At 48.0% G+C, this 24340-nt stretch carries 27 protein-coding genes, 1 tRNA gene and 1 pseudogene; 10 read left to right on the top strand and 19 right to left on the bottom strand.

The window, feature by feature from the left end; translation table 11 throughout:
* Positions 1-460: 460 nt before the first annotated feature.
* Positions 461-1723, bottom strand: a complete 1263-nt coding sequence (locus tag ACOTZB_RS05350; RefSeq protein WP_421626638.1) for a hypothetical protein — start codon at positions 1721-1723, stop codon at positions 461-463.
* 1043 nt (positions 1724-2766) lie between these two features.
* Between ACOTZB_RS05350 and ACOTZB_RS05345 the strand changes: the two genes are divergently transcribed.
* Both ACOTZB_RS05345 and ACOTZB_RS05340 read left to right on the top strand, forming a co-directional pair.
* Complete coding sequence (locus ACOTZB_RS05345) at positions 2767-3219, top strand: hypothetical protein (protein WP_001090726.1); 453 nt, start codon at positions 2767-2769, stop codon at positions 3217-3219.
* Positions 3220-3264: 45 nt separating this feature from the next.
* Positions 3265-3987, top strand: a complete 723-nt coding sequence (locus tag ACOTZB_RS05340) for a hypothetical protein (protein ID WP_239658676.1) — start codon at positions 3265-3267, stop codon at positions 3985-3987.
* Between the two features lie 55 nt (positions 3988-4042).
* Here ACOTZB_RS05340 and ACOTZB_RS05335 read toward each other — a convergent pair whose 3' ends face one another.
* From ACOTZB_RS05335 to ACOTZB_RS05320, 4 genes are all read right to left on the bottom strand, one after another.
* Positions 4043-4624 carry a hypothetical protein gene (locus tag ACOTZB_RS05335; RefSeq protein WP_421626637.1) on the bottom strand — a complete coding sequence of 194 codons (582 nt, stop codon included), beginning with the start codon at positions 4622-4624 and terminating at the stop codon, positions 4043-4045.
* A gap of 3 nt (positions 4625-4627) precedes the next feature.
* Entirely contained in the window at positions 4628-5731 is a 1104-nt protein-coding gene (locus ACOTZB_RS05330) for a DUF927 domain-containing protein (RefSeq protein WP_421626636.1), read from the bottom strand.
* 164 nt (positions 5732-5895) lie between these two features.
* Positions 5896-6723 (bottom strand): hypothetical protein, encoded by an 828-nt coding sequence (locus tag ACOTZB_RS05325; RefSeq protein WP_421626635.1) that lies wholly within the window; start codon positions 6721-6723, stop codon positions 5896-5898.
* 8 nt (positions 6724-6731) lie between these two features.
* Positions 6732-6923, bottom strand: a complete 192-nt coding sequence (locus ACOTZB_RS05320; protein WP_075204837.1) for a helix-turn-helix transcriptional regulator — start codon at positions 6921-6923, stop codon at positions 6732-6734.
* A 223-nt stretch (positions 6924-7146) separates the two neighbouring features.
* Here ACOTZB_RS05320 and ACOTZB_RS05315 point away from each other — a divergent pair, with 223 nt between their 5' ends.
* Both ACOTZB_RS05315 and ACOTZB_RS05310 read left to right on the top strand, forming a co-directional pair.
* Positions 7147-7725 carry a hypothetical protein gene (locus ACOTZB_RS05315; RefSeq protein ID WP_131341047.1) on the top strand — a complete coding sequence of 193 codons (579 nt, stop codon included), beginning with the start codon at positions 7147-7149 and terminating at the stop codon, positions 7723-7725.
* A 176-nt stretch (positions 7726-7901) separates the two neighbouring features.
* Positions 7902-8210: a hypothetical protein gene (locus ACOTZB_RS05310; RefSeq protein WP_048979311.1), complete on the top strand. Its 309-nt coding sequence runs from the start codon at positions 7902-7904 to the stop codon at positions 8208-8210.
* Positions 8211-8213: 3 nt separating this feature from the next.
* On the opposite strand, the gene ACOTZB_RS05305 is transcribed toward ACOTZB_RS05310, so the two are convergent.
* The 5 genes from ACOTZB_RS05305 to ACOTZB_RS05285 form a co-directional block, all read right to left on the bottom strand.
* On the bottom strand, positions 8214-9143 hold the full coding sequence (locus ACOTZB_RS05305; protein ID WP_421626634.1) for a tyrosine-type recombinase/integrase: 930 nt from the start codon (positions 9141-9143) through the stop codon (positions 8214-8216).
* Between the two features lie 46 nt (positions 9144-9189).
* Positions 9190-9642 (bottom strand): RadC family protein, encoded by a 453-nt coding sequence (gene radC, locus ACOTZB_RS05300; RefSeq protein ID WP_421626633.1) that lies wholly within the window; start codon positions 9640-9642, stop codon positions 9190-9192.
* 1 nt (position 9643) lies between these two features.
* Entirely contained in the window at positions 9644-10105 is a 462-nt protein-coding gene (locus ACOTZB_RS05295; RefSeq protein WP_048979308.1) for a hypothetical protein, read from the bottom strand.
* A gap of 119 nt (positions 10106-10224) precedes the next feature.
* Positions 10225-10617 (bottom strand): DUF2787 family protein, encoded by a 393-nt coding sequence (locus tag ACOTZB_RS05290; protein WP_421626936.1) that lies wholly within the window; start codon positions 10615-10617, stop codon positions 10225-10227.
* 351 nt (positions 10618-10968) lie between these two features.
* Positions 10969-11457, bottom strand: coding sequence for a hypothetical protein (locus ACOTZB_RS05285; RefSeq protein ID WP_421626935.1), 489 nt, complete (start codon positions 11455-11457; stop codon positions 10969-10971).
* A 121-nt stretch (positions 11458-11578) separates the two neighbouring features.
* Here ACOTZB_RS05285 and ACOTZB_RS05280 point away from each other — a divergent pair, with 121 nt between their 5' ends.
* The 4 genes from ACOTZB_RS05280 to ACOTZB_RS05265 are packed head-to-tail and all read left to right on the top strand — an operon-like array spanning position 11579 to position 13046.
* Positions 11579-11848, top strand: a complete 270-nt coding sequence (locus ACOTZB_RS05280; RefSeq protein ID WP_024154144.1) for a helix-turn-helix domain-containing protein — start codon at positions 11579-11581, stop codon at positions 11846-11848.
* Positions 11849-11859: 11 nt separating this feature from the next.
* On the top strand, positions 11860-12387 hold the full coding sequence (locus tag ACOTZB_RS05275; protein ID WP_421626632.1) for a hypothetical protein: 528 nt from the start codon (positions 11860-11862) through the stop codon (positions 12385-12387).
* 14 nt (positions 12388-12401) lie between these two features.
* Positions 12402-12761, top strand: coding sequence for a hypothetical protein (locus ACOTZB_RS05270; protein WP_048979306.1), 360 nt, complete (start codon positions 12402-12404; stop codon positions 12759-12761).
* Between the two features lie 30 nt (positions 12762-12791).
* Positions 12792-13046, top strand: a complete 255-nt coding sequence (locus tag ACOTZB_RS05265; RefSeq protein WP_421626631.1) for a hypothetical protein — start codon at positions 12792-12794, stop codon at positions 13044-13046.
* A 181-nt stretch (positions 13047-13227) separates the two neighbouring features.
* Here ACOTZB_RS05265 and ACOTZB_RS05260 read toward each other — a convergent pair whose 3' ends face one another.
* The 5 genes and pseudogenes from ACOTZB_RS05260 to proB form a co-directional block, all read right to left on the bottom strand.
* A complete protein-coding gene (locus ACOTZB_RS05260) occupies positions 13228-14328 on the bottom strand; it encodes a hypothetical protein (protein WP_048979304.1) in 1101 nt (366 codons plus the stop codon).
* Between the two features lie 170 nt (positions 14329-14498).
* Positions 14499-14924: pseudogene (locus ACOTZB_RS05255) on the bottom strand (tyrosine-type recombinase/integrase); the annotation flags it as partial.
* A gap of 227 nt (positions 14925-15151) precedes the next feature.
* Positions 15152-15227, bottom strand: a tRNA-Thr gene (locus ACOTZB_RS05250).
* A gap of 111 nt (positions 15228-15338) precedes the next feature.
* Complete coding sequence (gene proA, locus ACOTZB_RS05245; RefSeq protein ID WP_421626630.1) at positions 15339-16592, bottom strand: glutamate-5-semialdehyde dehydrogenase; 1254 nt, start codon at positions 16590-16592, stop codon at positions 15339-15341.
* Between the two features lie 11 nt (positions 16593-16603).
* Positions 16604-17707, bottom strand: coding sequence for a glutamate 5-kinase (proB, locus tag ACOTZB_RS05240; protein WP_023334621.1), 1104 nt, complete (start codon positions 17705-17707; stop codon positions 16604-16606).
* 304 nt (positions 17708-18011) lie between these two features.
* Here proB and phoE point away from each other — a divergent pair, with 304 nt between their 5' ends.
* A complete protein-coding gene (gene phoE, locus ACOTZB_RS05235; protein ID WP_047653275.1) occupies positions 18012-19064 on the top strand; it encodes a phosphoporin PhoE in 1053 nt (350 codons plus the stop codon).
* A 101-nt stretch (positions 19065-19165) separates the two neighbouring features.
* Here phoE and crl read toward each other — a convergent pair whose 3' ends face one another.
* The 3 genes from crl to gpt form a co-directional block, all read right to left on the bottom strand.
* Entirely contained in the window at positions 19166-19567 is a 402-nt protein-coding gene (gene crl, locus ACOTZB_RS05230; RefSeq protein ID WP_023310506.1) for a sigma factor-binding protein Crl, read from the bottom strand.
* A gap of 57 nt (positions 19568-19624) precedes the next feature.
* The gene (gene frsA, locus ACOTZB_RS05225; RefSeq protein WP_421626628.1) at positions 19625-20869 is read right to left on the bottom strand and encodes an esterase FrsA; all 1245 of its coding nucleotides are present in this window, start codon (positions 20867-20869) and stop codon (positions 19625-19627) included.
* A 104-nt stretch (positions 20870-20973) separates the two neighbouring features.
* Positions 20974-21432 (bottom strand): xanthine phosphoribosyltransferase, encoded by a 459-nt coding sequence (gpt, locus tag ACOTZB_RS05220; RefSeq protein WP_010427903.1) that lies wholly within the window; start codon positions 21430-21432, stop codon positions 20974-20976.
* Between the two features lie 260 nt (positions 21433-21692).
* On the opposite strand from gpt, the gene pepD reads away from it, so the two are divergent.
* Positions 21693-23150, top strand: a complete 1458-nt coding sequence (gene pepD / locus ACOTZB_RS05215) for a cytosol nonspecific dipeptidase (protein WP_421626627.1) — start codon at positions 21693-21695, stop codon at positions 23148-23150.
* A 76-nt stretch (positions 23151-23226) separates the two neighbouring features.
* Here pepD and dinB read toward each other — a convergent pair whose 3' ends face one another.
* Entirely contained in the window at positions 23227-24285 is a 1059-nt protein-coding gene (gene dinB / locus ACOTZB_RS05210; protein WP_421626626.1) for a DNA polymerase IV, read from the bottom strand.
* Between the last annotated feature and the right edge of the window lie 55 nt (positions 24286-24340).

Raw genomic sequence — 24340 nt, 5'->3', positions numbered from 1 at the left:
TTCGCACTGTCGGGTTCAGTCTTGTGGGGATACTAGATCGAAAGAAAAGCGGCGATCATCACAAGATTCTCGCTCATATTCGTAATCAGTAAGCGCATAACGTGAATCCCTTCAAAGGGTAATTCTCAGGGTGCGAATGACTATATCTAAGGGCAAACGTTACTTATATCTGGCTATGTTGATCCTTGAACAAGAGGACACCAAGCTTAGTTTATCAACTGGTGATGACACTCAGCTAACTGAATAGCCCTTAGTGTTTTTTATCAATCAAAAGGTATGGATGGGACCAGTCCGTTACCTCTTCATAAGAAACAAACCCATCGTGCTCCAGTGCGCAAACGCCCTTATGGCGGGCAACGTAATCGTATACAGCCTGACTTTCCAGTCCCTGTAACATGTGCGACAACAACTTCCGGCGCATCACATCTGACTTCCTGCGTTTACGCGCTGCCACATCTTTCTAGGTAATGTTGAAAGATTGCCTTACCGCGTTGGTAACGCATTTACCGTAACGATTGGTTTTAGCAGTGCCTTCATAATGATCCAGCAGTAAAGCCAGATCTCGCCTCAGGGGTTTCAGAAGGTGCTTCCAGCGTTTAAGTACCCGTTCAGCCTCGACCTTACCTAGCTCACGATTCAGCAAGCGTCGGGTACTGGATTTAAGCGATAGCGTAACGAACCCGGCGTTGAATACGCTAGAAAACCTGAATTGTTTCACGAGTTCTTCAGCAACACGTAATACACGGCAGATATATTGAGTTTCCAACACCTCCAGCGACTTGGCCGAAATGCCAATACTCAACAGCTCATGTCGCAGTATCTCAAGCTGGCATCCCTTGATGTCATAGTTCACACCACGTGCCAGACACGCCCACTTCATTTTAGACGGTAGAGTCTGGAAGCCAGTGCCAACCTCAAAGGATCTCCCGCCGATGCACGCTGTTTTATACGACTGCCTGTAAGAAACCGTTAGCGGTGATTCCTTCACCAAATCCACGCCTGTTTCAGCCAGTCGCGACAGAAAGTTGAAAATGAATATTTTGTTCTTCTTCGTGGAATGTTTGCGATAATAAGCAAGTAGTGCATCCAGATTGATTTCAAGCGGCTCAAGGTTGTTCCAGACACTCACAACCCGTTCCCTGAAAGCAGCGTTAGGGATATCGCGTTTAGACTGCTGATGTTTAGCATTCTGCCCACGGTCGATCGCAACGCCGATCAATTCATCAAATGAGTAACTTTTACGCTTGGTGAAAATATCAGTCAGATAATGGTAGCGATCCTTACGGCTAAGGTATGCCTCGCGGTCGTTGCCAAACAACTTACGCAGGAAACGTTGAGAAACCGCATATTCCCGGCAAGAACTTTGAGCATTGGAATACCCGGTTAGTTTAATGATTCCCGCGCTTGCCAGTGCCTCCATTGCACGTTCATGCGTCGGTCCACTTTTCTTAAATACTCCAGGAAGTTTATCCCTACCCAGCTCAAATGGTACTGGCACAGAATAAGACCATTTTTTACTCGCCTTAATCTTTGCTTTTTTCTTATTTTTACGACTACAGGTCGACACACAAATAACATGCTGAAGAAATACTGCTATATTACGATAAAATGGACGCCGAAGACTTGGCACACCATTATAAGGAATACTAAAAACGACCGACTTGAAATAGTCCAGCGTTGAATCTGTCACAAGGATATTGTTATGCGTAATGTATGGTTTCATAATTCACCTGTATATTGAGATCAAAGCACCATGCCCTGACCTCATTTATTTACAACTGAATTACGCAAATCATATGTGAACCCAACAAGGTTCAGATGCTAGATAATGATCATAACATTGGGGGCTGGAGCCTCATGATAGCTGATACTGGATAATGGCTATAGTATGTAATAACATATATACAGTAATATAGAGATAGAGTGTATACAGAGTATAATAGATACGTCTATATACCTTGTAGACGCAAATAGCGAATAAATATCAGCTTGGCCAGAATGGGATTAGCGGATACGTAAAACGTTACCGGTTATTAAGCGGTACAACCTCCTCCCGGTGATATTCAATAGCGGTTATAGGCACATGTACACATTCTGGAATTTGATCTTTTGATACCTCGACTTTGCTCAAAACCGCCGCTCCTTGCAATTGGCAGAGTCAGGAAAAACCATCGGTGGTTTTCTCCTACCATTGTACGAGGTGCAGATGTGACACTAAACAGCTGCGGTAGTTAGCCGGTCTACTAGGTCAAAATCCGGCAACGTTGGGCGATCTGGAAGGGTGTTTTTTGCAGGTCACTCATTTCAGTTCTGCCTGTTAACCGATTAATCAGTGAAGTAATTGGCCTCTGAATCTGCCGGGCTGGTCTCCGTACAATAGGCTGATGACGAAGCGGACTGCCCCCTTGCTTAGGGATGAATTGCTGGTGAAGAACCGCAACCCAGCTCAGAGCTGAATGCAGAATTGCACAGCCAGAGACCAGGCTCGCCTACAAAGCCGCAATCACTAAATCACTTTTTTCAAAGCGCCAAATGTTTTCACCATTGTTAGCCTACCAGTGCTGAGTAGTGTTGATCACCCATTTTCAGCAACTAGGCGAGTTAACGCATCTACATACCCTCCCGATATCCTCTTTGAACGATTTCAGCGAAAAGCTCATCAACAAACCTTGTTGCGATTATGGGTATTCAGCGACAGAATAGTCATCACAATCGATCCGCATTTCAACAGATTGCGATCACTTACAACGTAAGGTTAAGAGGCCTATGAATACCGATTTGATGCCCAATTTCTGGAAGCTGTCACATGGCTGGAAGGAGTTCTCATTCCTGGATATGGTCGAATGTATTGATGAAAAGCTCGTCTACATTCACCGCACGACCGCTGGTAAAGGGCAGTCTTCCGTCAGCCAGGCAGAGGAGTTTGTAAACGCTCCGATTGGTGATTACTTCTACCTGACCCACGGTAATCAGGGTGTATACCTGCTTGGTCAGTTCACTGGTCCGGTTAACTACTTCACAAAACACAGTGATGGTTGGATGGACAGGCCATTCCGGCTGATTCACAAAGCTAATGCCAGAGAAGCATATTATGGTGTCGAGAAATGGTGGACACCTAATCACAACTCTACCTTTGTTAAGGTTCCGCACCACGAATATGATTTATTTGAAGAACTGATATTGACGCCTTATTTCAATATTAACCTAAAAGATTTTTAACTTAAAAAGCGAGCAAATATGAAGGGAGTTTTAGAGAAATGTACTGTGGAAGACTTTAACTACATATCGGCCACTCTGGATAGCTATGTATCTTTCACAAACGATAAGCGCAGAAAAACACTATTATCTACATATCAAAACAACCCAGCATTGCATGCTGAATTAATATCACTTATTGACACACAAATAAAATACTTCGGTTCTTCCGATTTGGCTTATCTGAAGAGGCATTTAATTAATGGGGAAGGTTCTATTCCAGCCACGGAGATCATTGATGATGTATGCAAAAAACTAAAGGTCAATGTTAAAGTCGGCGGCTCGATAGAATCAAAACTTGAAAAGCTGGTGCTCTCCGTTGTTGAGAAGGAACTATTAAGCAAGACGCCAGAAGAATTATCAAAATGTTTCAATGAGCTGGGAGTAGGTGATATTGACAGAGAGGAGATAATCTCCCATATCAAAAAGAATGGCAAAGTGGCAATTTTGCCTATTGTATTTCAGATCCTTGGTCCCAAAATTGCACTTGGGATCGTAGAAACCATTATCGTCAGTCTCATCGCTCAGATGATTGGAAGGGAGGCGGCGAAACAACTCGTCAAAGAGTTACTCAAGCGTAACCCCTGGATTAATAGCTTAGGACCCATTCTATGGGCTATATCTGGAGCATGGATTGCTTATGATCTGCAAGGCCCAGCCTATCGCAAAACCGTGCCAATTTGCCTGTATCTGGGAATCGTAGCTTTGCGTGATGGCGAAGAAATGTTTTGAGGTAAAAATGGAGTGGTTATCAGCCACTCCATTTAACCTTTACCATGCTGTAAAACTATTCTGTCATAAACTTATCGAACTTGCTGCATACAAAACAGTAGCGACGACCAACTTGCTTACGCTTATAGATAATCTGAATAGTACTGTACTCCTTATTCGTATCGGATAATAATACCCCTTGCTTGGTTAATAGCATCAGGATGCCTTTGCGCTGAGATTTCGGCAAGCAGTTATGTACCAGATCCTTATCAACTGCATATACCATACGTCCTTTAACTTTGTGGATAATGACCGGTGCCTTTTTAATCGCCGTTTGGGTTACGCGATCATTTCCAATCAGATTTAAAAGATCATCCTTTTTGCAAAAATCAATAATTGCATCAAACGAACGACCTAATGGTGACTTCATTACCTCAGGTTCAGATAAAACCACCTCAAGGGAGTCTAGGTAGCAGGTTGAGATCCCCTTCATCACATCCTGCTTTGTAAAGGGTAAAACACCATATTTCACAGCCATGGAACCTGCTACATAAGCGATGGCAAAACGTTTGGCAATACGTACCTGAATGCCGGAGTTACGATCTACCTTGTGCTTATTCAGAAAGAACTCAATCCCTTTTTCGAGCTTCCGTTTCACACTCTAACGATCATCCTGAATATCCGCTACCAGGCGCTTGAGAAAGGCAGGTTTGGCACTACCGCAATATCGGTGAGTTGCATCCTTGATCGCATGAACAAGTTCGTTGCTAGAATTAATACCATCTGGCAGTGATTCGAAGATCCCCATTTCAGCACCAGCATCTGCATTAACGTCGATTACACGCACATTTTCGCCTTCAAGGCGCTCAACGTTCCCGGAAGCAGCAAGTTGTTGAAGGCTGCACTCACCCGTACTGAAAATACTTACCTGCCATTCAGCAACTTTGTTCTCATACATTGCAGAGCGTGTTTTCCCTTTACCACCCGATAACGTATACACGCGGTTCTGCATGATTTTAGCGGCTGCCAGTACGTCTTTATCTAACAGCTTCGACTCATCGAGAACCAGGTAGCTGTCGTTATGGGCCACGGCAATCTCCTCAAGCCCTTTATCCGTATTGTTCCACAGTACGACAATGTCTTTTGGCGATCCTGCTAATGACGCCAGCATGTAGGCACTGGAGGTTTTTCCTATACTACTCATCCCCCATAAATGAAACCCGCCCCCTTCCATACCTGAAAGCTTAAGGAGAAAGCCAGAAAATCCGCAGCACAGAGCCAGCATAATGCGCGAGCTATGTAGCGCGTATGGAGCGACATTCATTTTCCATAATTTTAATGTCTGCTGTTTATCCTCAACTGGTAAATGATTTTTTGCGCTGGGGTGTAATATTGGTTTATCTCCTTTTATCTCACCAACGACTTTATCATTAGCACGCAAATAAGCATCACCATAAAAACCAGGCTTATAGCACAGTGTGATTACCTTATCCGTTTCCTTAACGACCTCCTGATGCGCCCGACTCCAGTATTCTTTAGTTACATTGGGATTATGCCCACATTTTAATAATGTTTTCTTTAACTCTAATACACTGACAAGTGCCAAAGCAGGAATAAGTACACATGTCGACTCCAGCCCCTGCGAATCAGTGATTTTAATAAACCGGTATGCAACTGGACATGATTCGGACATCTTTGTACGAGCCAACAATGTAACAAGCAATTTTTCCTCTTTGTCACTTAACTTTCCTTTATATATTTTCATTAATAGAGCCTTGTTTTACTTAAAGATTCCCTCACAGCCATTACGATTAACGTCATAATTAGATCGTGAGAATTCCCAGCATGATTTCTCATACAATATTATTACTTGGTAGAAAAATGCAGAAACAGTTTACAACTGGTACATATCGCTAATAGATCATGAAATTATTTTAATACCAAATGGTCACCATACTTCCTTACCTTATACATAAAGGATAATCCGGTTATTCCAATAGAATCTAGCTTAATCAGAGAATCAACATATTGCTTACGCAACAGACGGTATTTTTTAGTCCAGCGCTTCCTTTTCCTTTCCTTGCTCCCTTGTATATGATAATCATCATGCTGGATTGATTCGACTCGCCACCAGATAGCTTTAAAACGGTAGCTCACCTGTCGTATTGGCTTTTTTAACTTGCTCACGAGCATAGGACGATTTACTACATTTTCCCGCGTATTCATATTCTTCTTGTTCTTCATCCTGATACGTAGCCTTTTAATAGCCTGTTTGTCATTGGGAATGATAAGGTGAAAATGGGGCATCCACTTTTTAATATCTGTGTGATAATCCATTTCGAACCCACCAATCACCATTCCAGAGAAGCCACATTCATTTAACCAGCGACGAAGCCGTGCTATTAATGTATCGGGCTGCCATTTTAATAGTTGATTGTCATAAAATGCATCCTGATAGAATATTAAAGTGATACTTCGCCATTTTTTGCTTTTCTTACATAAACGGAGCACTTCTCCAATGATTTCCAGTCGGTGTTTCCTGAAGCATTCAGGACATGCAGCGCTCCCGCAAGGATAGCTCGGATGGCAATCTTTAAGTTTTTTAAAGAGATCCTGGTAAACTTTCCCCTGGCATTTCTGCAATGATTTTACCCTGAAGCACTTTTCCGCTCTGACCTTCACCACTGTTTCAAATTTTGGCAATGCTTCGGCTAGCGCTTCATTCTTATCACTTAACCTTGCCAGTGGTATTTTCATTACTCTCCTTACTGATTTATGGTTGGACGCTCTTCAATCCAACGCTGGATATCCTCATCTCGCCAGGCAACGGAACGATTTCCAGTTAGCGAAACTTGGTTTGGAAAACTTTTATTGGCAATCAGGCGATATAACGTTGCCCGGCTAATGGCACAGCGCTTTAATACTTCTTGAATCTTAATTAACTTGCTCTCTTTCATGTTTGCCTCCCCGTTAGCTGATGGAGCCATTCTATCAAACTCGAAATATCAGGCTTACAGGAGAAGCGGCTCTTAAAAATGCACAAACTCTTGGATTTTCCGGGCTAAAACCCTGATAGTTGAATCCTAAGAGCCGCTTCTCATCATTGAGGAGTCCTCGACTCTAAAATACTTAATTAATAGTCAATATATCGTAAGAAATTCATGTAATGAGAGGCCATTGATGGCAAATGACAGTAAAAAAACCGATTCTACAGAATATAACTCTGTTCACGTAGACATTTCAGACATCAAACGCCAAAGGGATGCCGCCAACAAAGCAAGGAAAGAGAAAAAATACACTGATGCGGGATTTTCAAGAACAAAGATATACTTAGGAAGAGACACCTATGAGAAACTTGCCGAGATATTTGAAGACCAGCGGGGAAGCGTACTCAACATAGAAGGGCGTAAAGACATTGATTCACTTAGCCGGGTTATCAGCTACTGCATCAATAAGGTATATCAAGAGGTTCATATCAAAAAGAAGAAAATCGGTCAGTTACCTGATGTTATCCCCGCTTTTAACGCAAAGAGTCAGGAACTATACGATCTCTACCAGGCTGCCAGCTTCATGCAAAGTGAAGGGCATAGTATTGCGAAAATCAGGACAAAAATGAGTGCTAATGAATATCCGGCACCAAACACTATCACGCTGAACGGTTCCCGAAATCGTTTATCGGCATGGACGGAGCAGCAAGTAAGAGACCTACTGGATTTAGAGATCCTCAACGAAGATCTTAAAGACCTTCAGTCACGCTGACATCGACGGCTATGATTTACGAGCACTAAACCCGCTTGCTGGCGTTTACTTTCATGCTATCCCCCCGTTTCAGAAAGCGGATGATGAAATGAGATTGTAGTTTTGATGTTGTGGCTGGACTATTTGTCGGTCAGAGCGTTATTAATAAATTATCATGGTTACCAAGGAGATAAGCTATGCCTTTTGATATCGACCAGAACGCACTTCGGGCCTCAGTATTCAAACAGCATTATGTTCCTGCTGTTGAGTCAATCGGAAAAATTGGGCGTTACTGGTTTGGAGGAACAAGGCAGGCCGCCTCAATGGTGGCATCCTTGTTAAGAGAAAGTGGGATGTCGATCATCTTGCATAATGCACCACCTCGCTGGGAATTCGTGGTTTACCTGACAGAAAGTAACGTCGATAGTGACGACTTAGATGAAATTGCGCTTCGTCGACATGAGCTGATTGAACAAGGTGTTGCAGAACGGGATTTACCTCTTTAATCATCACCAGCACCGTAAACTCTGTGATGCTTTGGCTTTCATACCCTCACCACGATAGTCATAGCGCGTCGTCGTGGATATGTCGCTGTGGCCTGCCAGCTGGCGTACGGTGTTGATATCCACGCCCTGCTCCAGCAAACGGGTAATGAAGGTACGCCGCATATCATGCGGGGTAAACCGCGCAATGCCGGACGTCTGTTGTAACTCTTTCAGGATGCCCGTTAACCCGGTTGTTGTCAGAGGCTGGCTGGCGACCTTACCGTTGCGCTGAATACGGCTGAACAGTGCGCTGTCAGTCTCGTCTGCGCCAACTTTCAGCCATGCGCGGATGGCCTTGTCCACCGCATCCGCCACGTGAATTTCACGGTATTTACGCCCCTTCCCTTGCCTCACCGTCAGGATACCGCTGTCGTAGTCACGGCGCTCAAGTTTAACCAGTTCCCCGGCCCGCAGGCCCGCTCCACAAAGTGTCAGCACAATAGCGGCATCACGACAGCGCCGTACCTGGTGCGGATGTTGTTTTGCTGCCTGAATCAGTGCTCTGATTTCCTGCTTGTCCAGCGCCCTTCCCTTGCGCTGGATATCGCCGCTCACGCGCTTAACTGACCGGATACGGGCCAGCGTTTCGGCATCCATGCAGTTGAGGTTAAAGGCCGTCTGCGCCACGCCCCGCAGTGCTGATAACGCCATGTTCACCGACGACACGGCGTAACCGTCACCCAGCAGTGCCGTACGTACTTTAGCGACGGCGGCGTAGTTGAGTTGTTCCCACGGACAGTCTTCTGCATCCACACCGCGTTTAAGTATGCTGGCGCTGCGGTTTAACAGGCTGGTGATACCTCTGCGCCCCGAGGGAGCCAGACCGCCAATATACGCATCAAACACGGTGGTTTGTACCACCGGCACAACCTGACGTAACGCAGCCCTGCTCATGCGCCTAACCCGCAATAACGTACATTAAACCAGGTAACTTTCAGCATCACACCAGTCCCCGTTCTGCCATCGACACCGTTTCAGTTCCTGCCACAATAAAGTGATCAAGTAACCGCACATCCAGCATTTCGAGTAGCTCCTGAAGCTTTTTAGTCAACTTGATATCGCAACGGCTGGGCTCAGGCTCGCCGCTGGGATGGTTGTGGACAAGGATGACTGCGGCGGCATTATGTTTCAGCACGCGTTTGATAACTTCACGGGGGTGAACGCTGACCGAGTTTAGCGTACCCCTGAACAGGATTTCACGGTGCAGCAGCTGATTCTGATTATCGAGCAGGATGATGCCAAACTCTTCATGTTCAAGCGGTGCCAGCTCAACCATCACACACCGCCGAACATCATCAGGGGAACAGAGTTGAGACCCACGCTGGTAGTATCTACTGATAATGTCACGCGCCTGGTCGAGGATACGGGTTTCGCGCTGAGTAAACATGGTCATTTCAGAACCCCCGTTCAATGAAGTAAATGGCGTCGGGAAACAGCTGGCGGCGGGTTACGCCAGTACGCAGGGAGAAAGCTTTACGGGGCATGGTAGTTCGCCCGTTGCTGTCGAAGAAACAGAGCGTTACTTCATCTATTTTGACCAGAAGCGACCAGTGAAACTGGTCGCTGAGCATAATCAAGCGGGAGTGGTCAGTGACGTCAAGAAACCGCTGCATTTCTCTGAAAAGTCGCCCGTCTGTTAATCCCCGCTTCCCTGCAAAGGGTCTGGTGATTTCAACCGGGAACTGGCGGCTGTAATGTCCTTTCTGCAACACCTGCGCCATCAGCCAGTCTAAACGGTCTTCTTCAATCCCTTCAGTAAGCCATTCATGCAAAGGCCAGCGCTGCTGATAAGCCTGAATAAGCCGGTTCATTAACGGGCGTCGTTTCACTCTGCCGTCATACAGCCAGCTCAGCATGTTAACCACGCAATAAGCACCGCAAAGACAGTCCAGTTCGCCCTGTTGAGACGCACGTATCCCTCTGTCAGTTCTCACAGATAATTCCCCATAAAGTAGTAATAGTTAGTGCAGAGGGATTAGCTTTCCCACAGGACGGTAATGGTGTAGACGTTCATGGCGTGATACTGAATAAAGTTGGATTGCCAGAGTTCAAACAGCTCCCTTCCGGCGTTAACAGGCAGGTCACCAACATAAGCAAGAAAGACATATTGCTGACTCCAGCTAAAATCAATTTCCTTTTCAAGTTGGGGGTATACCGTCCCCATATAACTGAAGTCGGTAATGTAATCGAAATACCATTCATCATTACGAGAAATAAGCCGTATTTCGACAGGATGGTAACCGCCTTTTTCAGCGCTGTAACTCAGGTCTTTAAATAACAGACTGACGGCTGTTATTTTGGCTTTAAGCGGTGGAGGATTTCCCGCTTCATTTATTATGATATTTATTAATTCCTGATCGACGGGCATAGCTAGCCCTTCCTGATGGACAATATTCATCAGTGATTTTCCTGTTCAATATTCTGATAAGACGTTATGCCTGCACCAGCATAGGTGGGATTTAATCACCTAATAAATGGTAAGTGCATGACAACGTACTGACTGAGTGAAATATAGTTCATCAGCAATATCATTATATCAAAAATATACTTTTATCGCAAATAGTAATAACAAGAAACTAATATGCAGTTCAGAAATGAAATAACTGAAAACTGTTTTTATTCATTAATAAATAATGGCATACTTTTCATTTCGCCATGTCAGACGGGTCAGGATTTCGGGGTGGTTCCTTCTGTCTGACATGGCGGAAAACTGACGCTATCACACCTTCCCGTTCAGCTTTTCAAAGAGGCGCTTACGCTCATCTTCGGGCAGCTTCATGATTTGTACCGCCAGCTCAGAAACTTCAGGCCCCTTAGACATTAGATCTTCCTTAACCCGCTTCAAAGCCAGCTCCATCAGTTGCGCCCGCGAAGCTGGTGACATATTGCGATACAACTGTATCCAGAGGCTAAGCTGGCGATCGCTGTCGGTAAGAGTAAACGCTTCGCCCTTAGCCCTGCTTCTCTCATCGTCAAGAGACATTGTGGCTGCGCTGATATGGTAAACCACGCCTTTCCCGGCAGTCCTTTTACGACGTATTTCCGGGTGCAGGGATGCCAGCTTTTCCAGGCGCATTCGTGCACCGCGAGGTGTGCCCGGCATTCCCTCAATATGAGTGAACTCCTCTGCTGTCAGCCAGTCTTTAGCCTCTTCAACAGAGGCTTCAGAATGGGTCGGTATAGCCGATACTGATCTCTTACTGCTCATATAAATTTCACCAGATATCAATGCGTTAATATGAAAACCCATAAATAGATACCAAAAGAACTTGAAAGGTATCTTTTATTCGCATTTAATATCCATGTACTGATTCCATGGAGTTAATACTGTGCGTAACTCAACAGCATCGCAGAAAAAGCAAAGCAAAGGAAGTTCAGGGAACTGGCATCGTGCCGATATTGTGGCAGCACTTCACAAGCGAGGGTTAACGCTGGCGTCACTGTCACGCAGTCACGGCCTTGCGCCACGGACATTAAATAACGCCTTAGAGCGTCATTATCCCAGAGCTGAGCGCATTATTGCCGGGGCTCTGGATACCACACCGGAAACATTATGGCCGGAAAGGTATGCCCTTAAAACTGGACCTAAAAGCAGGTAAAGGATGCAGTCATGGCAACCACCATCACTGAAATAACGGAATGCTTTGAGTATTTTTTCAGTTCTCTTTATCGCAGGGAGTTCGTCAAAACACTGCGTCTGAACGAATGTAGCGAGCGGGAATTACTGCCTCTGGTACGTTGCTATTTGCTGGGTTGGTTTGCAGATAACGTCTCACCGGAAGTAAAAAGCAAACTGCCAGGAACTGTATCCGGGCACGGTTACATTGATTTTGTCATTGACGATGTGGCCGTTGAGTTTGCAGTACGTAAACCAACTGCGTCACGTTCCAATGTCTCCGCGACCGTCAACAGTACAGAAGTAAAGAAATTGATGAAGCACAATGGCAAAGCCTTGCTTGTGCTGTTTGACTTCTCAGACACGCCCTACTCAGAAGAACAGATCGAATCTTTCCGCAACTGGCCCTCTCTTGGTCGAGGGAATCATCGCAAGTCCGCATTCAACGTCGTTTATTTCTTTGCGGAAAAACGCAGACCGCTGGCACTGGGGAAAATCACTAAAAACATCCGTATCACTTAACAGGGAATTATTTAATGAACAGAAAACTGTTGGCCTTATTGATGGCAGCCATAACGCTACCTGTCGCAGCAGCGCAGTACGTAAAACCCGGAGCGGTTCTAACCCTGAATCCGGGAAAGAGCAATGCTGAATTCAACATTAATGCCTCAACGCGGGATGGTTCGGGCGTATGCAATATGGATGGTACGGCACAGCAAATAGCTGCTGGAGAAAACCAGATGCGTCGCTGGGTCTGGAATGACAAAACCAGCCAGTGTGTTGCAGTAATTAGTGAACTGAAAAACGGTAAGGCCAGCGTTATGACTCGTGGTTGCGAGGGATACTGCGGGGCTTCTGCGGCAGGTGCAATGGATGGCCTATTTAATAAGAAATAAAAGTATCATTAATTTACGAAGGAACCTTAGATGAAAAGAACAATGTTTCTGGTATTAATAGCGGCTGGTTTACTGGCTGGCTGCGGCGAGAAAACACCAAAATGTAGTAGTGATAATGCAAAAAATCTGGTCGTGGATATTGCTCACAAAAAAATAGAGAAACAATTTGAGCAACTCAGAAACTCTCAGATGTCAGAAATGGTGCCGGGAAATACTGATAGCCTGCTGTTAAAGGTAATTAACGTCAGAACATTAAAACATGACTCCTCTGTCGATACTTATTAGTGCGCTGCCAATCTTCAAATGACCATGACAGATGAACAATCTAAACTTCCAAATACAACCAGCATACCGATAACTTACAACATCCAAAAGACAGATGACAGTAACGGGAAGTTTTATATAAACGTATTCGGATTGTAATTACTCAAAGGTCGGTTCATTGAGCCGACCATTATAAAAAACACTAATATTTTATTCCTTTTTTATCCAGGTAATCCTTAATGTTTTTAGGTAAAGATTCTTTGTCAATCATTCCGTATGTATTTCCTTTAGAAAAATACTGCTTATCCTTAACCTCCGTACTCTCATCCAAAAATAGATCTAATTTTTTAACACTAGTCTCATCTAAAATTTTGGCCCACAATGCATTATCCTTAAGTAATTCAGGATACGGGTATTCATTCTTTATGATTGGGGGAATGTTAAAATCCTTCACTAAATTATTCATTTCAGCAAATGGGATGTTAAACTGAAAAGCATACCCACCAAATGAAATGCGCGCAAAAAGAAATGGTATATTTATCAAATCAAACTTTCTCTCATACAAATCCACAGTTATAAATGGATAAATATTCCTAACTGGCCATTTTATCTCAGTAAAACAAAATTGTGATCTATCCTCGTCTTTAGTCTTGTAATCACCTTTCAACCATTTGATAGTTTTTTCAAAGTGTACAAGTTTATCTTTAGGTAAAATTGACATTGCCATTTTGACAAATATTTTATAAACATTTTGAGGATGATATTTTTTACTTTCCTCAACTATAATAAACTCTTCTGTTTCGCTATAATAAGTACTATTTTCAGTTGATGCAAAAACAAAGTCACCATCAACTATATCAATAAACTCGTTATCATTAAACTTTGTTTTAGGGATGCCATTTCTTCCACTTATCTTACCTGTAGTTCTGGATACACCTAAGAAACGCGCCAGATCATTCTCTAAAAGACTAAAAAACTCATTGCAGGTATTACATTCATCTTTAGCTATTAGGTTCTTATTACCAATGAGCGTAGGTACAGCATGCGCCAATTTGCTAAAAGAAGATAACTGAGGAGAAACAAGATTGCCAGACTTGATAGATTGCTTTACTACCGAATCATTTTGATCATATGCTCCACAATAACGGCAATTATTTTTTTTACTAACATGGTGATGCTTTTGATGATTATCCACTTGAGAAACCAATAAATTATAAGAAGATATCACTTTTGTCATAACCATGACTGGAAACTTTTTTTCCATCGTTACCATCCATGCTAAAAAACTCATTTGATCTATCATCTATTATACATTCCTTTTGGGTTTTAAAATTCAGTTCTACTTATGATCATCTCTACATACTATGCTTTGTACGTTAGCTACAGAACTTAATTTAATAACTAAATTTGAGACTGACTGTAAAGTCATTAAATCATTTAAGCTTGAATCCTTTCATTAGAATACGTATAGTTTTAATGTGGATTATTTGATTTCTCGAGATAATCTGCCCATACCTGCAACCACTTTCGGCACTCAGCATCATACTTATACAAGTTGTAGATCCCTTCAACACCGCAACGTGTATGCCCCAATACGGCCTCAGCCACCTCATTTGGACACTGTAAACGAGATAAGCCCGTTCCTACTGTACGACGCAGATCGTGCGGCGTCCAATGAGGTATATCAAGCATTTGACCGATTTCACGTAAACGCCATGAGTCTTCAGTCAGGTATTTCTGCTGGATAGGCTTTTTAGTCGCCTGCGAAGGAAACAGATATTTGTCGGAGGTAAGGCGTAGAACCTTGAGAAAGTCGATTGCCTGATCAGATAGCTGTACGTAGCGTTCTACCAATGTTTTGGTTTCTCGCAGATGGATGGTGCCTTTTTCAAGAGCGACGGCCCCATCCAGTCGATCTGACGTAACACGTTTACCTGTAGTGCTTAAAACAGCAAATGAACCTTACCCAGTCCTCAGGATGAAAAGAACGTCTTTAAAGTTTGAATTTGTGTGAAAGGGCACATGGCACTCAGCTATGTAATGCTAAATAAGTACGCCAGTAAGTACGCGGGGTAGAAAACAGTAGGATTACATGCAGATGAAAAACTTTAACTCATTGATTTTTATGGTGCCGATAATAGGAGTCGAACCTACGACCTTCGCATTACGAATGCGCTGCTCTACCAACTGAGCTATATCGGCCCTGAGAGGCCGGTTACGAGCGTAACCACGGGGGAAAAGGTTAGATCTATCCGGGTGATGCGTCAATGCCCTTTTGAATCAAACGGCTATTTTTGCATCACCCGTGATTATTTACGCACGAATCGTATCGTCACCGAAGCCGATCCACTTGTACGTGGTCAGCGCTTCCAGCCCCATCGGGCCGCGCGCGTGCAGTTTCTGCGTGCTGACCGCCACCTCTGCGCCGAGGCCGAACTGGCCGCCGTCGGTGAAGCGGGTGGAGGCATTCACATATACCGCTGAAGAATCCACTTCGCTCACGAAGCGATCGGCATTGCGCAGGGTGCGCGTCAGGATCGCGTCAGAATGCTGCGTGCCGTGTTCACGGATGTGCGCAATGGCGTCGTCGAGATCGGCAACGATTTTCACGTTCAGATCCAGTGACAGAAACTCATCGTCGTACTGCTCCGCTTTTACGGGAACAACGTTAGCCGGGCCATCCTGAAGCAGTGCGAGCGCGCTGGCGTCAGCATGCAGCGTCACGCCGCTCTCTGCCATCTGTTTGCTCAGAGCCGGCAGGAAGATGTTCGCAATACCCTGATGAACCAGCAGCGTTTCTACGGTGTTACAGGTGCTTGGACGCTGGGTTTTCGCATTCACGATAATCTTCAGCGCCGGTGCAATCTCAGCGCTGTCGTCGACAACGATATGGCACACGCCGATACCGCCGGTGATCACCGGAATCGTCGACTGCTCGCGGCACAGCTTGTGCAGGCCCGCGCCACCGCGTGGGATCAGCATGTCGATGTATTTGTCCATGCGCAGCATTTCGTTAACCAGCGCGCGGTCCGGGCTCTCGATCGCCTGCACGGCGCCTGCCGGTAATCCACACTCTTCCAGCGCCTGCTGAATGACTTTCACCGTCGCGGCGTTGGTGCGCCATGTCTCTTTCCCACCGCGCAGAATAGCGGCGTTACCGGTTTTCAGGCACAGGGACGCAACATCCACCGTCACGTTTGGACGGGCTTCATAAATAACGCCGATAACGCCGAGCGGCACGCGGCGGCGCTCCAGGCGTAAACCGCTGTCGAGCAGCCCGCCGTCGATCACCTGCCCTACGGGGTCGGCCAGATTGCAGACCTGACGCACATCGTCGGCGATGCCTTTCAGGCGAGCCGGCGTCAGCGCCAGGCGGTCGAGCATCGCTTCGCTCAAACCGTTACGACGCGCTTCCAGTAAATCCTGCTCGTTGGCGAGCAAAATTTCCTGGGACTGAGATTCCAGATAATCAGCGATTTTTTCCAGTACGCGGTTTTTCTCGCGGCTGGAAAGGAGCGCCAGTTTGTAAGAGGCGGCCTTCGCGGCAGCGCCCATTTGTTCCAGCATGTTCTGGCTCCTTAACGAATAATCATGTCATCGCGATGAACGGCAACCGGGCCATATTCATAGCCCAGGATGGCGTCGATCTGCTGCGAGTGGTGACCCGCGATGCGGCGCAGGGCATCGCTGTTATAACGGCTTACGCCGTGGGCGATGTCGCGGCCTTCGAGGTTACGGATACGGATCACTTCACCACGGGAGAAGTTGCCTGTCACGCTTTTAATTCCTTTAGGAAGTAATGAACTTCCTCGTTCCAGAATCGCGGCGGTTGCCCCTTCATCGACGACGAGTTCGCCAGCAGGAGGCGCGCCAAATATCCAGCGCTTGCGGTTTTCGAGCGGGGATTCCTGGGCGTGGAAGCGGGTGCCGACGGAGATGCCTTCCATCACGTCGCCAATCACGCCGGGGCGGCTGCCCGCTGCAATGATGGTGTCGATACCAGCGCGGCAGGCTACGTCAGCGGCCTGCAGCTTGGTCCCCATACCGCCCGTTCCGAGGCCTGAAACGCTGTCACCGGCGATGGCGCGCAGCGCATCGTCGATACCGTGAACGTCGCTAATCAGCTCGGCTTCCGGGTTGGAGCGCGGATCGGCGGTGAACAGCCCCTGCTGATCGGTCAGAAGCAGTAATTTATCGGCACCCGCCAGAATCGCGGCCAGCGCAGAGAGGTTATCGTTATCACCCACTTTGATTTCAGCGGTAGCAACGGCATCGTTCTCGTTAATGACCGGAACAATATTGTTGTCCAGCAGCGCGCGAAGGGTATCGCGAGCGTTCAGGAAGCGCTCTCTGTCTTCCATATCCGCACGCGTCAGCAGCATCTGCCCGACGTGAATGCCATAGATGGAGAACAACTGTTCCCAGAGTTGAATGAGTCGGCTTTGGCCCACGGCGGCCAGCAGCTGCTTGGAAGCGATCGTCGCGGGGAGTTCGGGGTAACCCAGGTGTTCACGCCCGGCGGCAATCGCCCCGGAGGTCACAATCACAATACGATGCCCTGCGGCATGTAGCTGAGCGCACTGACGTACAAGCTCAACAATGTGGGCGCGATTTAGGCGGCGCGATCCGCCTGTTAAAACACTGGTACCGAGTTTTACCACCAGCGTCTGGCTGTCACTCATGATTCTCTGCCGTTCAACGATAAGGGAAAGTAATGTCGAACGAACGTTTTAACAGGAGTCAGCCCCGTTGCCAACTGCCTTAGCACATCGCGAAACACTTTGTTGCGCGGGATCAGGAAGCGTAACGGGGAATTTTGACGCTTTTATTACCGAAATAATAAATCACAGTTTTTTAAAATTATTCTTAGTTTGTCATAAAACTTTCATTCCAGAACGATAAAACCCTTCCTGTTTTTTCACGGGACTTAAGCATGAGCTTATCGTCCAGCGAATTTTTTAGCGCGTTTATAAGACAGGATCGAAAATGAAAAAGAGCACTCTGGCATTAATGGTTATGGGCGTAGTGGCTTCTGCATCCGTTCACGCAGCTGAAGTTTATAATAAAGATGGTAATAAACTGGACGTGTACGGCAAAGTAAAAGCCATGCACTACATCAGTGATGATGCCACCAAAGATGGCGATCAGACCTACGTTCGTTTCGGTTTTAAAGGCGAAACTCAGATTAACGATCAGCTGACGGGCTATGGCCGTTGGGAATCTGAATTTGCAGGTAACAAAGCCGAGAGCGACTCTACTCAGAAAACGCGTCTGGCGTTTGCGGGTCTGAAGCTGAAAAACTTTGGCTCACTGGATTACGGCCGTAACCTGGGTGCCCTGTATGACGTCGAAGCATGGACCGATATGTTCCCTGAGTTCGGCGGCGACTCTTCCGCGCAGACCGATAACTTCATGACCAAGCGTGCTACCGGCCTGGCCACCTACCGCAATACCGACTTCTTCGGCGCGGTTGACGGCCTGGACATGACCCTGCAGTACCAGGGTAAAAATGAAAACCGTGACGCCAAAAAACAGAACGGTGACGGTTTTGGTACCTCTCTGACCTATGACTTCGGCGGTAGCGATTTCGCAGTCAGCGGCGCCTACACCAACTCTGACCGCACCAATGCCCAGAACCTGCTGGCGCGTGGCCAGGGTCAGAAAGCAGAAGCCTGGGCAACCGGTCTGAAATATGATGCAAACGATATTTATCTGGCTGCAATGTATTCTGAAACCCGCAATATGACGCCAATTTCCGGTGGGTTTGCTAATAAAGCGCAGAACTTTGAAGTGGTCGCACAATATCAGTTCGACTTCGGTCTGCGCCCGTCCCTGGGCTATGTCCAGTCTAAAGGTAAAGATATCGAAGGTATTGGCGACGAAGATCTGGTGAAATATATTGACGTTGGCGCGACTTATTACTTCAACAAAAATATGTCCGCCTTTGTTGATTATAAAATCAACCAGATTGACGACAAAAATAAACTGGGCGTGAGCAGCGATGACATCGTTGCACTGGGTATGACCTACCAGTTCTGATGATGCGAAATAAAAAAACCGGCTTGATGCCGGTTTTTTTATTGTCGGGGATTCATGCGGTCTGGGTGCCCTCTCCCACAGGGAGAGGGAGGAGAAGACTATCAGGCAGTCAGCTTCACCGCTTCGCTGGAAAAGTCATCCGCGGGTTCGAACTTGAGATCCAGGGTAGCCAGCAGTGCGCGTGCCTTATCGTGAAACTCTTTTAGCGTATATTCCAGGCGGTCAATCACTTCCTGATCTTTAATCGTGGTGGCCTGCCAGTTGCCGTCTTTATTAAACAGGCCAAACTGGTAGCTATACGTAAAGCGTTTTTCCTCTGCTTCCATTTCCATCCACCAGCCCCAGAATTCACGTTTTTCGGGTGCAGGCTTCACGTTGACGCATACAGCCAGGCAGTCGAAAAAAAAGCGATTCTCTTCACACTGCTCTTCTCGAATATACGGGCCGAGAGCCATAAACTTCTTAATCAGTCTACTTTTCGGGTGTCCACTCGGTAACGTCATTGCGATCTCCTTTTGTGAAGCCACTGTTTTACCAAACCAGCGAAATTTAGCAATCTATTAACACAATCTCTGAGCGATCCAGCGCGTAATCTCTTTCAGTGATTTGTCGAAATTCTGATAGACCGGGCTGAACGGCACTTCAAGCAATTTGCCATCCGCAGATGACGAAGTGATTAATCGCGACTCTTCTTCCGGGCTGAACGGATCGTTTTTCCAGAACCCGGACAGCATCGGCGTTGGGCAGCGACGTCCCAGCAAGCCCTGCGTTTTTAACGAGTAGCGATTGAGCTCAACGCGCAGCGCTTCGTCTGATGCATCATGCATGCCAAGACGGCTGGCCAGCACATCAAGGTACATTTCAGGTACGCTCCCCTGACGTGCAGGATCGCTAAGCAGAGCGTGAACGACCGGCCCAAGGCAGGCGACGGCTTTCAGACGAGAAGATTCAAGATAAGCCAGACGCACCGCGACGTTCGCGCCAAAACGGAAGCCGAAAGCCGCCACGCGGGTGTGGTCAACCCACGGTATGTTTTCCAGCGCTTTGAGCGCATGCTGGTGCAGCAGGCTGGAATCCTGAGTCAGTTTCCATTTAGATGAAAAACCAATTGAAGGCATATCAAGCGTCAGCATCGCGATCCCTTTTGGTGCGAAGTAACGCTCATACAGGCTGTAATAATCAATTTGCAGCGAATCCAGCCCGCCGCACATCAGCACGGTCGGGAACGGACCGTCGCCTTCAGGCATATGCAGGAACCCGGTGACGGGTGCGCCACCAGGAATGCTGAACTCAAGCTCGCGCATTTGGCCCGGCAAACGCTGCGCCGCCTCTTCATAAGCACGGTTCGCCAGAGCCTGAGCCTGCTCCGCCAGTTCATCCCCTTTTAAATGAGGGTAGGCAGCAATCCCGTAAAGGTTAGCGGCGTGCAGCCAGTGCTTGCCGCTGAGCGTAGCATCCTCTTCCTGGCTGGCTTTTTGCTGCCAGAGCATCGCCTGTTTCGACCACTCGTAGATCCAGTTGCCACCGCGGTAGCCCACCACCGTATCGTAGAGTTCGCTGTCGGTACGCTCGGCTTCACTCATCACGATACGCGCCTGCACGTCGAGGATTTCACGAGGGTCAATGCCGCGCCAGATCCACATCAGGCGGTTAATCATGCGATACCAGTGAGGCACGTTTTTACCGTCTAACGCGGACTGGACGGCAGGCTGGATACCCGGATTAAAGCGACGCACCAGCGTCGACGTTTCAGGGTGTTTGAAACGGGGTTTGAAGAGAGTCTCGGTGAGATTCGCCTGCGTCATTGCGTTGCCTCCATGAATACGTCATATGAAGACTATTGTAACGCGTGGCAGGCCAAAAAGAACAACGCCCGACATAGCCGGGCGTGTAAAGTTACGTACTGGTATTAACGACCTGAAATAGGCGGTACGAAGACCACGCCCATATCCCATGGCTGTTCAATCCAGGTGTCCTGCGGGATATCAATCACGTAATCGTCAACCAGCGGGCGGCCAGCAGGCTTCGCGAAGATAGTGACGAAATGGGCTTTCGGATACATTTCGCGGATAGCGACCGCTGTACCGCCGGTGTCCACCAGATCGTCGATAACGATGAAACCTTCACCGTCGCCTTCAGCACGTTTCAGCACGGTCAGCTCGCGCTGGTTGTCATGGTCATAGCTGGAGATGCAAACGGTATCGACATGACGAATACCCAGCTCACGTGCCAGCAGCGCCCCCGGTACCAGACCGCCACGGCTGACGGCAATAATGCCTTTCCACTGTTCGGAAGGCATCAGACGCGCAGCCAGTTTGCGTGCGTGAATCTGCAACATGTCCCAGGTGACGACGTATTTTTCGCTCATGTGAAGTGTCCCAGCCTGTTTTTATACGGCTTAAAAAGTGTTCGAGGGGGAAATAGGTTGCGCGAGATTATAGAGATCTGACGCACTAAAAACCAGTGTTTAGCGCCCTCTGCCTGAGTTTTTACATGCTTTATGCTACCAGCCAGCAGAGAAAGTGGTATTCTCAGTTTCATCTCGCAAGCCTGACTTGTGGTAACTATTAACCTGCTAACCCTGTGACCTGCAACCCTGTTTGCAGCGCCTCGACAAGGAGACTTATCGTGTCTGAACTGTCTCAATTATCTCCGCAGCCGCTGTGGGATATTTTTGCGAAAATCTGCTCCATTCCACACCCTTCCTACCATGAAGAACAGCTTGCCGAACATATTATGGGCTGGGCGAAGGAAAAAGGTCTGCATGCTGAACGTGACCAGGTTGGCAACATTCTGATCCGCAAACCGGCTACCGCAGGTATGGAAAACCGCAAACCGGTTGTGCTGCAGGCGCACCTGGACATGGTGCCACAGAAGAACAACGACACCGTTCACGACTTCACCAAAGACCCGATTCAACCGTACATCGACGGCGACTGGGTGAAAGCGCGCGGCACCACGCTGGGCGCGGATAACGGCATCGGTATGGCCTCTGCGCTGGCCGTGCTGGCCGACGATAGCGTTGAGCACGGTCCGCTGGAAGTGCTGCTGACCATGACCGAAGAAGCAGGCATGGACGGCGCGTTCGGTCTGCAGGCGAACTGGCTGCAGGCGGACATCCTGATCAACACCGACTCTGAAGAAGAAGGTGAGATCTACATGGGCTGCGCGGGCGGGATTGATTTCATCTCTACCCTGCCGCTGTCGCGCGAAGCGATTCCTGCCGGTTTCCAGACCTTCAAGCTGACGCTGAAAGGGCTGAAAGGCGGCCACTCCGGCGGTGATATTCATCTGGGCCTGGGTAACGCCAACAAGCTGCTGGCGCGCTTCCTGGCAGGCCATGCAGCCGAGCTGGATCTGCGTCTGGTGGACTTCAACGGCGGTACCCTGCGCAATGCGATCCCACGCGAAGCGTTCGCCACCGTAGCGGTTCCCGCGGCAAAAGCGGACGAGCTGAAAAAACTCTCCACCGTATACCTGGATATCCTGAAAAACGAACTGTCGGCGAAAGAGAAAAACCTGACCGTAGTGCTGGAATCCGTGACCACGGATAAAACCGCCCTGACCGCGCACTCTCGTGACACCTTCGTTCAGCTGCTGAACGCGACGCCAAACGGCGTGATCCGCAACTCTGACGTGGCGAAAGGCGTGGTGGAAACCTCACTGAACGTGGGCGTGGTGAGCATGAGCGACGACAGTGCGGAAATCATCTGCCTGATCCGCTCGCTGATCGACAGCGGTAAAGAGTACGTGGTGAGCATGCTGGAATCTCTGGGCACGCTGGCGGGCGCCAAAACGTCTGCCAAAGGCAGCTACCCGGGATGGCAGCCGGATGCGAGTTCTCCGGTGATGGCGCTGGTGCGTGAAACCTATCAGCGTCTGTTCAACAGCACCCCGAACATTCAGGTGATCCACGCCGGTCTGGAATGTGGTCTGTTCAAGAAGCCGTATCCAGACATGGATATGGTGTCCATCGGGCCAACCATTACCGGCCCGCACTCCCCGGATGAGCAGGTTCATATCGAAAGCGTCGGTCACTACTGGACGCTGCTGACTGAGCTGCTGAAAGCGATCCCTGTTAAGTAATACCCTCACTCCAGCCCTCTCCCAAAGGGAGAGGGTGAAAAACGTAGGCCCGGTAAGCATAGCGCACCGGGCTTTTTTACAATCCCAAAACCAGCTGTCGCTCTAGCTGCGGATCCAGCAGCGTGACGTGCAATCCCACCAGCCTCACCCCTCGCCCGCCCCGGCGTTCTTCCCATGCCTTTTTCGCCGTCGCGATAAGATCGTCTTTATTCAGACGCGGCCAGACGTGTTCCTGCGTGGTCTGCTGGAAGTCGTTGAATTTGAGCTTGATGCCCTGACGGGCGATGAGCAGGTCCGGCTTCACCTTGCTTAAGCGTCGCTCCAGTTCCGGGTAGAGCTGTTCCGTGATAATAGATTCGCACTCGGCCCAGTCATGAATATCTTCAATAAGTGTGCGCTCAACGCCGACGGATTTCCGCAGCCGCTCGCTGTTCACATCGCGATCGTCAATCCCCTGGCTGCGCTCCCACAGCACGCGGCCAAACTTCCCGAAGCGCTTAAGCAGCATCGCGAGATCGCTTCGCTGCACGTCTTCGCAGGTCCGTAACCCCATGCTTTCCAGCTTTGCGGCGGAGACTTTCCCAACCCCAGGGATTTTGCCAAGCGGCAGCGTTTTTAAAAATGCGGGCACCTCTTCCGGCGTAATGACGTACTGACCGTTGGGCTTATTTAAATCGGAGGCGATTTTGGCAAGGAATTTAACGGGTGCCACACCCGCCGATGCCGTCAGATTCAGCTCGTTGAAAATCGTCTGACGGATCTCCTTAGCCATCAGCGTGGCGGAGCCGTGGCAGTGCACGCTGTCGGTCACATCCAGATAGGCTTCGTCCAGCGACAGCGGCTCTATCAAAGAAGTATAGCGGGAGAAGATTTCCCGAATATGAAGGGAAGCCTCTTTATAGGCTTCAAACCGGCCGGGCAGAAGCGTGAGATGAGGGCAGAGCTTTAAGGCCATCGCCGTCGGCATCGCGCTGCGCACGCCAAATTTGCGCGCAGGATAGTTGGCGGTGCTGATGACACCACGCTGAACGCGGCTGCCGCCAATGGCGATGGGAATATCCCGCAGCGGCGGGTTGTCACGCATCTCCACTGCGGCAAAAAAGCAGTCCATATCGACATGGATTATTTTGCGCATAGTAAGCCCTCACTCATCACTGGATAAGTATACAGTAAACAAATGAGGGTTGAGA

This window comes from Enterobacter cloacae complex sp. SHL020 (genome assembly GCF_049236945.1).
GTDB classification, from domain to species: Bacteria; Pseudomonadota; Gammaproteobacteria; order Enterobacterales; family Enterobacteriaceae; genus Enterobacter; species Enterobacter dykesii.
Note: the sequence above shows the minus strand (reverse complement) of the source record. Positions and strands in the feature narration are given on the sequence as shown.

Bases quoted from the DNA above. Each gene is read 5' to 3' on its own strand.
- ACOTZB_RS05265 (WP_421626631.1), top strand. From the start codon at position 12,792: ATGAAAAGAACAATGTTTCTGGTATTAATAGCGGCTGGTTTACTGGCT.
- ACOTZB_RS05315 (WP_131341047.1), top strand. From the start codon at position 7,147: ATGGCAAATGACAGTAAAAAAACCGATTCTACAGAATATAACTCTGTT.
- ACOTZB_RS05310 (WP_048979311.1), top strand. From the start codon at position 7,902: ATGCCTTTTGATATCGACCAGAACGCACTTCGGGCCTCAGTATTCAAA.
- ACOTZB_RS05260 (WP_048979304.1), bottom strand. From the start codon at position 14,328: ATGATAGATCAAATGAGTTTTTTAGCATGGATGGTAACGATGGAAAAA.
- proB (WP_023334621.1), bottom strand. From the start codon at position 17,707: ATGAGTGACAGCCAGACGCTGGTGGTAAAACTCGGTACCAGTGTTTTA.
- ACOTZB_RS05330 (WP_421626636.1), bottom strand. From the start codon at position 5,731: ATGAAAATATATAAAGGAAAGTTAAGTGACAAAGAGGAAAAATTGCTT.
- gpt (WP_010427903.1), bottom strand. From the start codon at position 21,432: ATGAGCGAAAAATACGTCGTCACCTGGGACATGTTGCAGATTCACGCA.
- dinB (WP_421626626.1), bottom strand. From the start codon at position 24,285: ATGCGCAAAATAATCCATGTCGATATGGACTGCTTTTTTGCCGCAGTG.
- frsA (WP_421626628.1), bottom strand. From the start codon at position 20,869: ATGACGCAGGCGAATCTCACCGAGACTCTCTTCAAACCCCGTTTCAAA.
- ACOTZB_RS05290 (WP_421626936.1), bottom strand. From the start codon at position 10,617: ATGCCCGTCGATCAGGAATTAATAAATATCATAATAAATGAAGCGGGA.
- ACOTZB_RS05320 (WP_075204837.1), bottom strand. From the start codon at position 6,923: ATGAAAGAGAGCAAGTTAATTAAGATTCAAGAAGTATTAAAGCGCTGT.
- ACOTZB_RS05325 (WP_421626635.1), bottom strand. From the start codon at position 6,723: ATGAAAATACCACTGGCAAGGTTAAGTGATAAGAATGAAGCGCTAGCC.
- ACOTZB_RS05350 (WP_421626638.1), bottom strand. From the start codon at position 1,723: ATGAAACCATACATTACGCATAACAATATCCTTGTGACAGATTCAACG.
- ACOTZB_RS05285 (WP_421626935.1), bottom strand. From the start codon at position 11,457: ATGAGCAGTAAGAGATCAGTATCGGCTATACCGACCCATTCTGAAGCC.
- ACOTZB_RS05345 (WP_001090726.1), top strand. From the start codon at position 2,767: ATGAATACCGATTTGATGCCCAATTTCTGGAAGCTGTCACATGGCTGG.
- crl (WP_023310506.1), bottom strand. From the start codon at position 19,567: ATGACGTTACCGAGTGGACACCCGAAAAGTAGACTGATTAAGAAGTTT.
- radC (WP_421626633.1), bottom strand. From the start codon at position 9,642: ATGACCATGTTTACTCAGCGCGAAACCCGTATCCTCGACCAGGCGCGT.
- ACOTZB_RS05270 (WP_048979306.1), top strand. From the start codon at position 12,402: ATGAACAGAAAACTGTTGGCCTTATTGATGGCAGCCATAACGCTACCT.
- proA (WP_421626630.1), bottom strand. From the start codon at position 16,592: ATGCTGGAACAAATGGGCGCTGCCGCGAAGGCCGCCTCTTACAAACTG.
- ACOTZB_RS05305 (WP_421626634.1), bottom strand. From the start codon at position 9,143: ATGAGCAGGGCTGCGTTACGTCAGGTTGTGCCGGTGGTACAAACCACC.
- phoE (WP_047653275.1), top strand. From the start codon at position 18,012: ATGAAAAAGAGCACTCTGGCATTAATGGTTATGGGCGTAGTGGCTTCT.
- ACOTZB_RS05295 (WP_048979308.1), bottom strand. From the start codon at position 10,105: ATGCTGAGCTGGCTGTATGACGGCAGAGTGAAACGACGCCCGTTAATG.
- ACOTZB_RS05275 (WP_421626632.1), top strand. From the start codon at position 11,860: ATGGCAACCACCATCACTGAAATAACGGAATGCTTTGAGTATTTTTTC.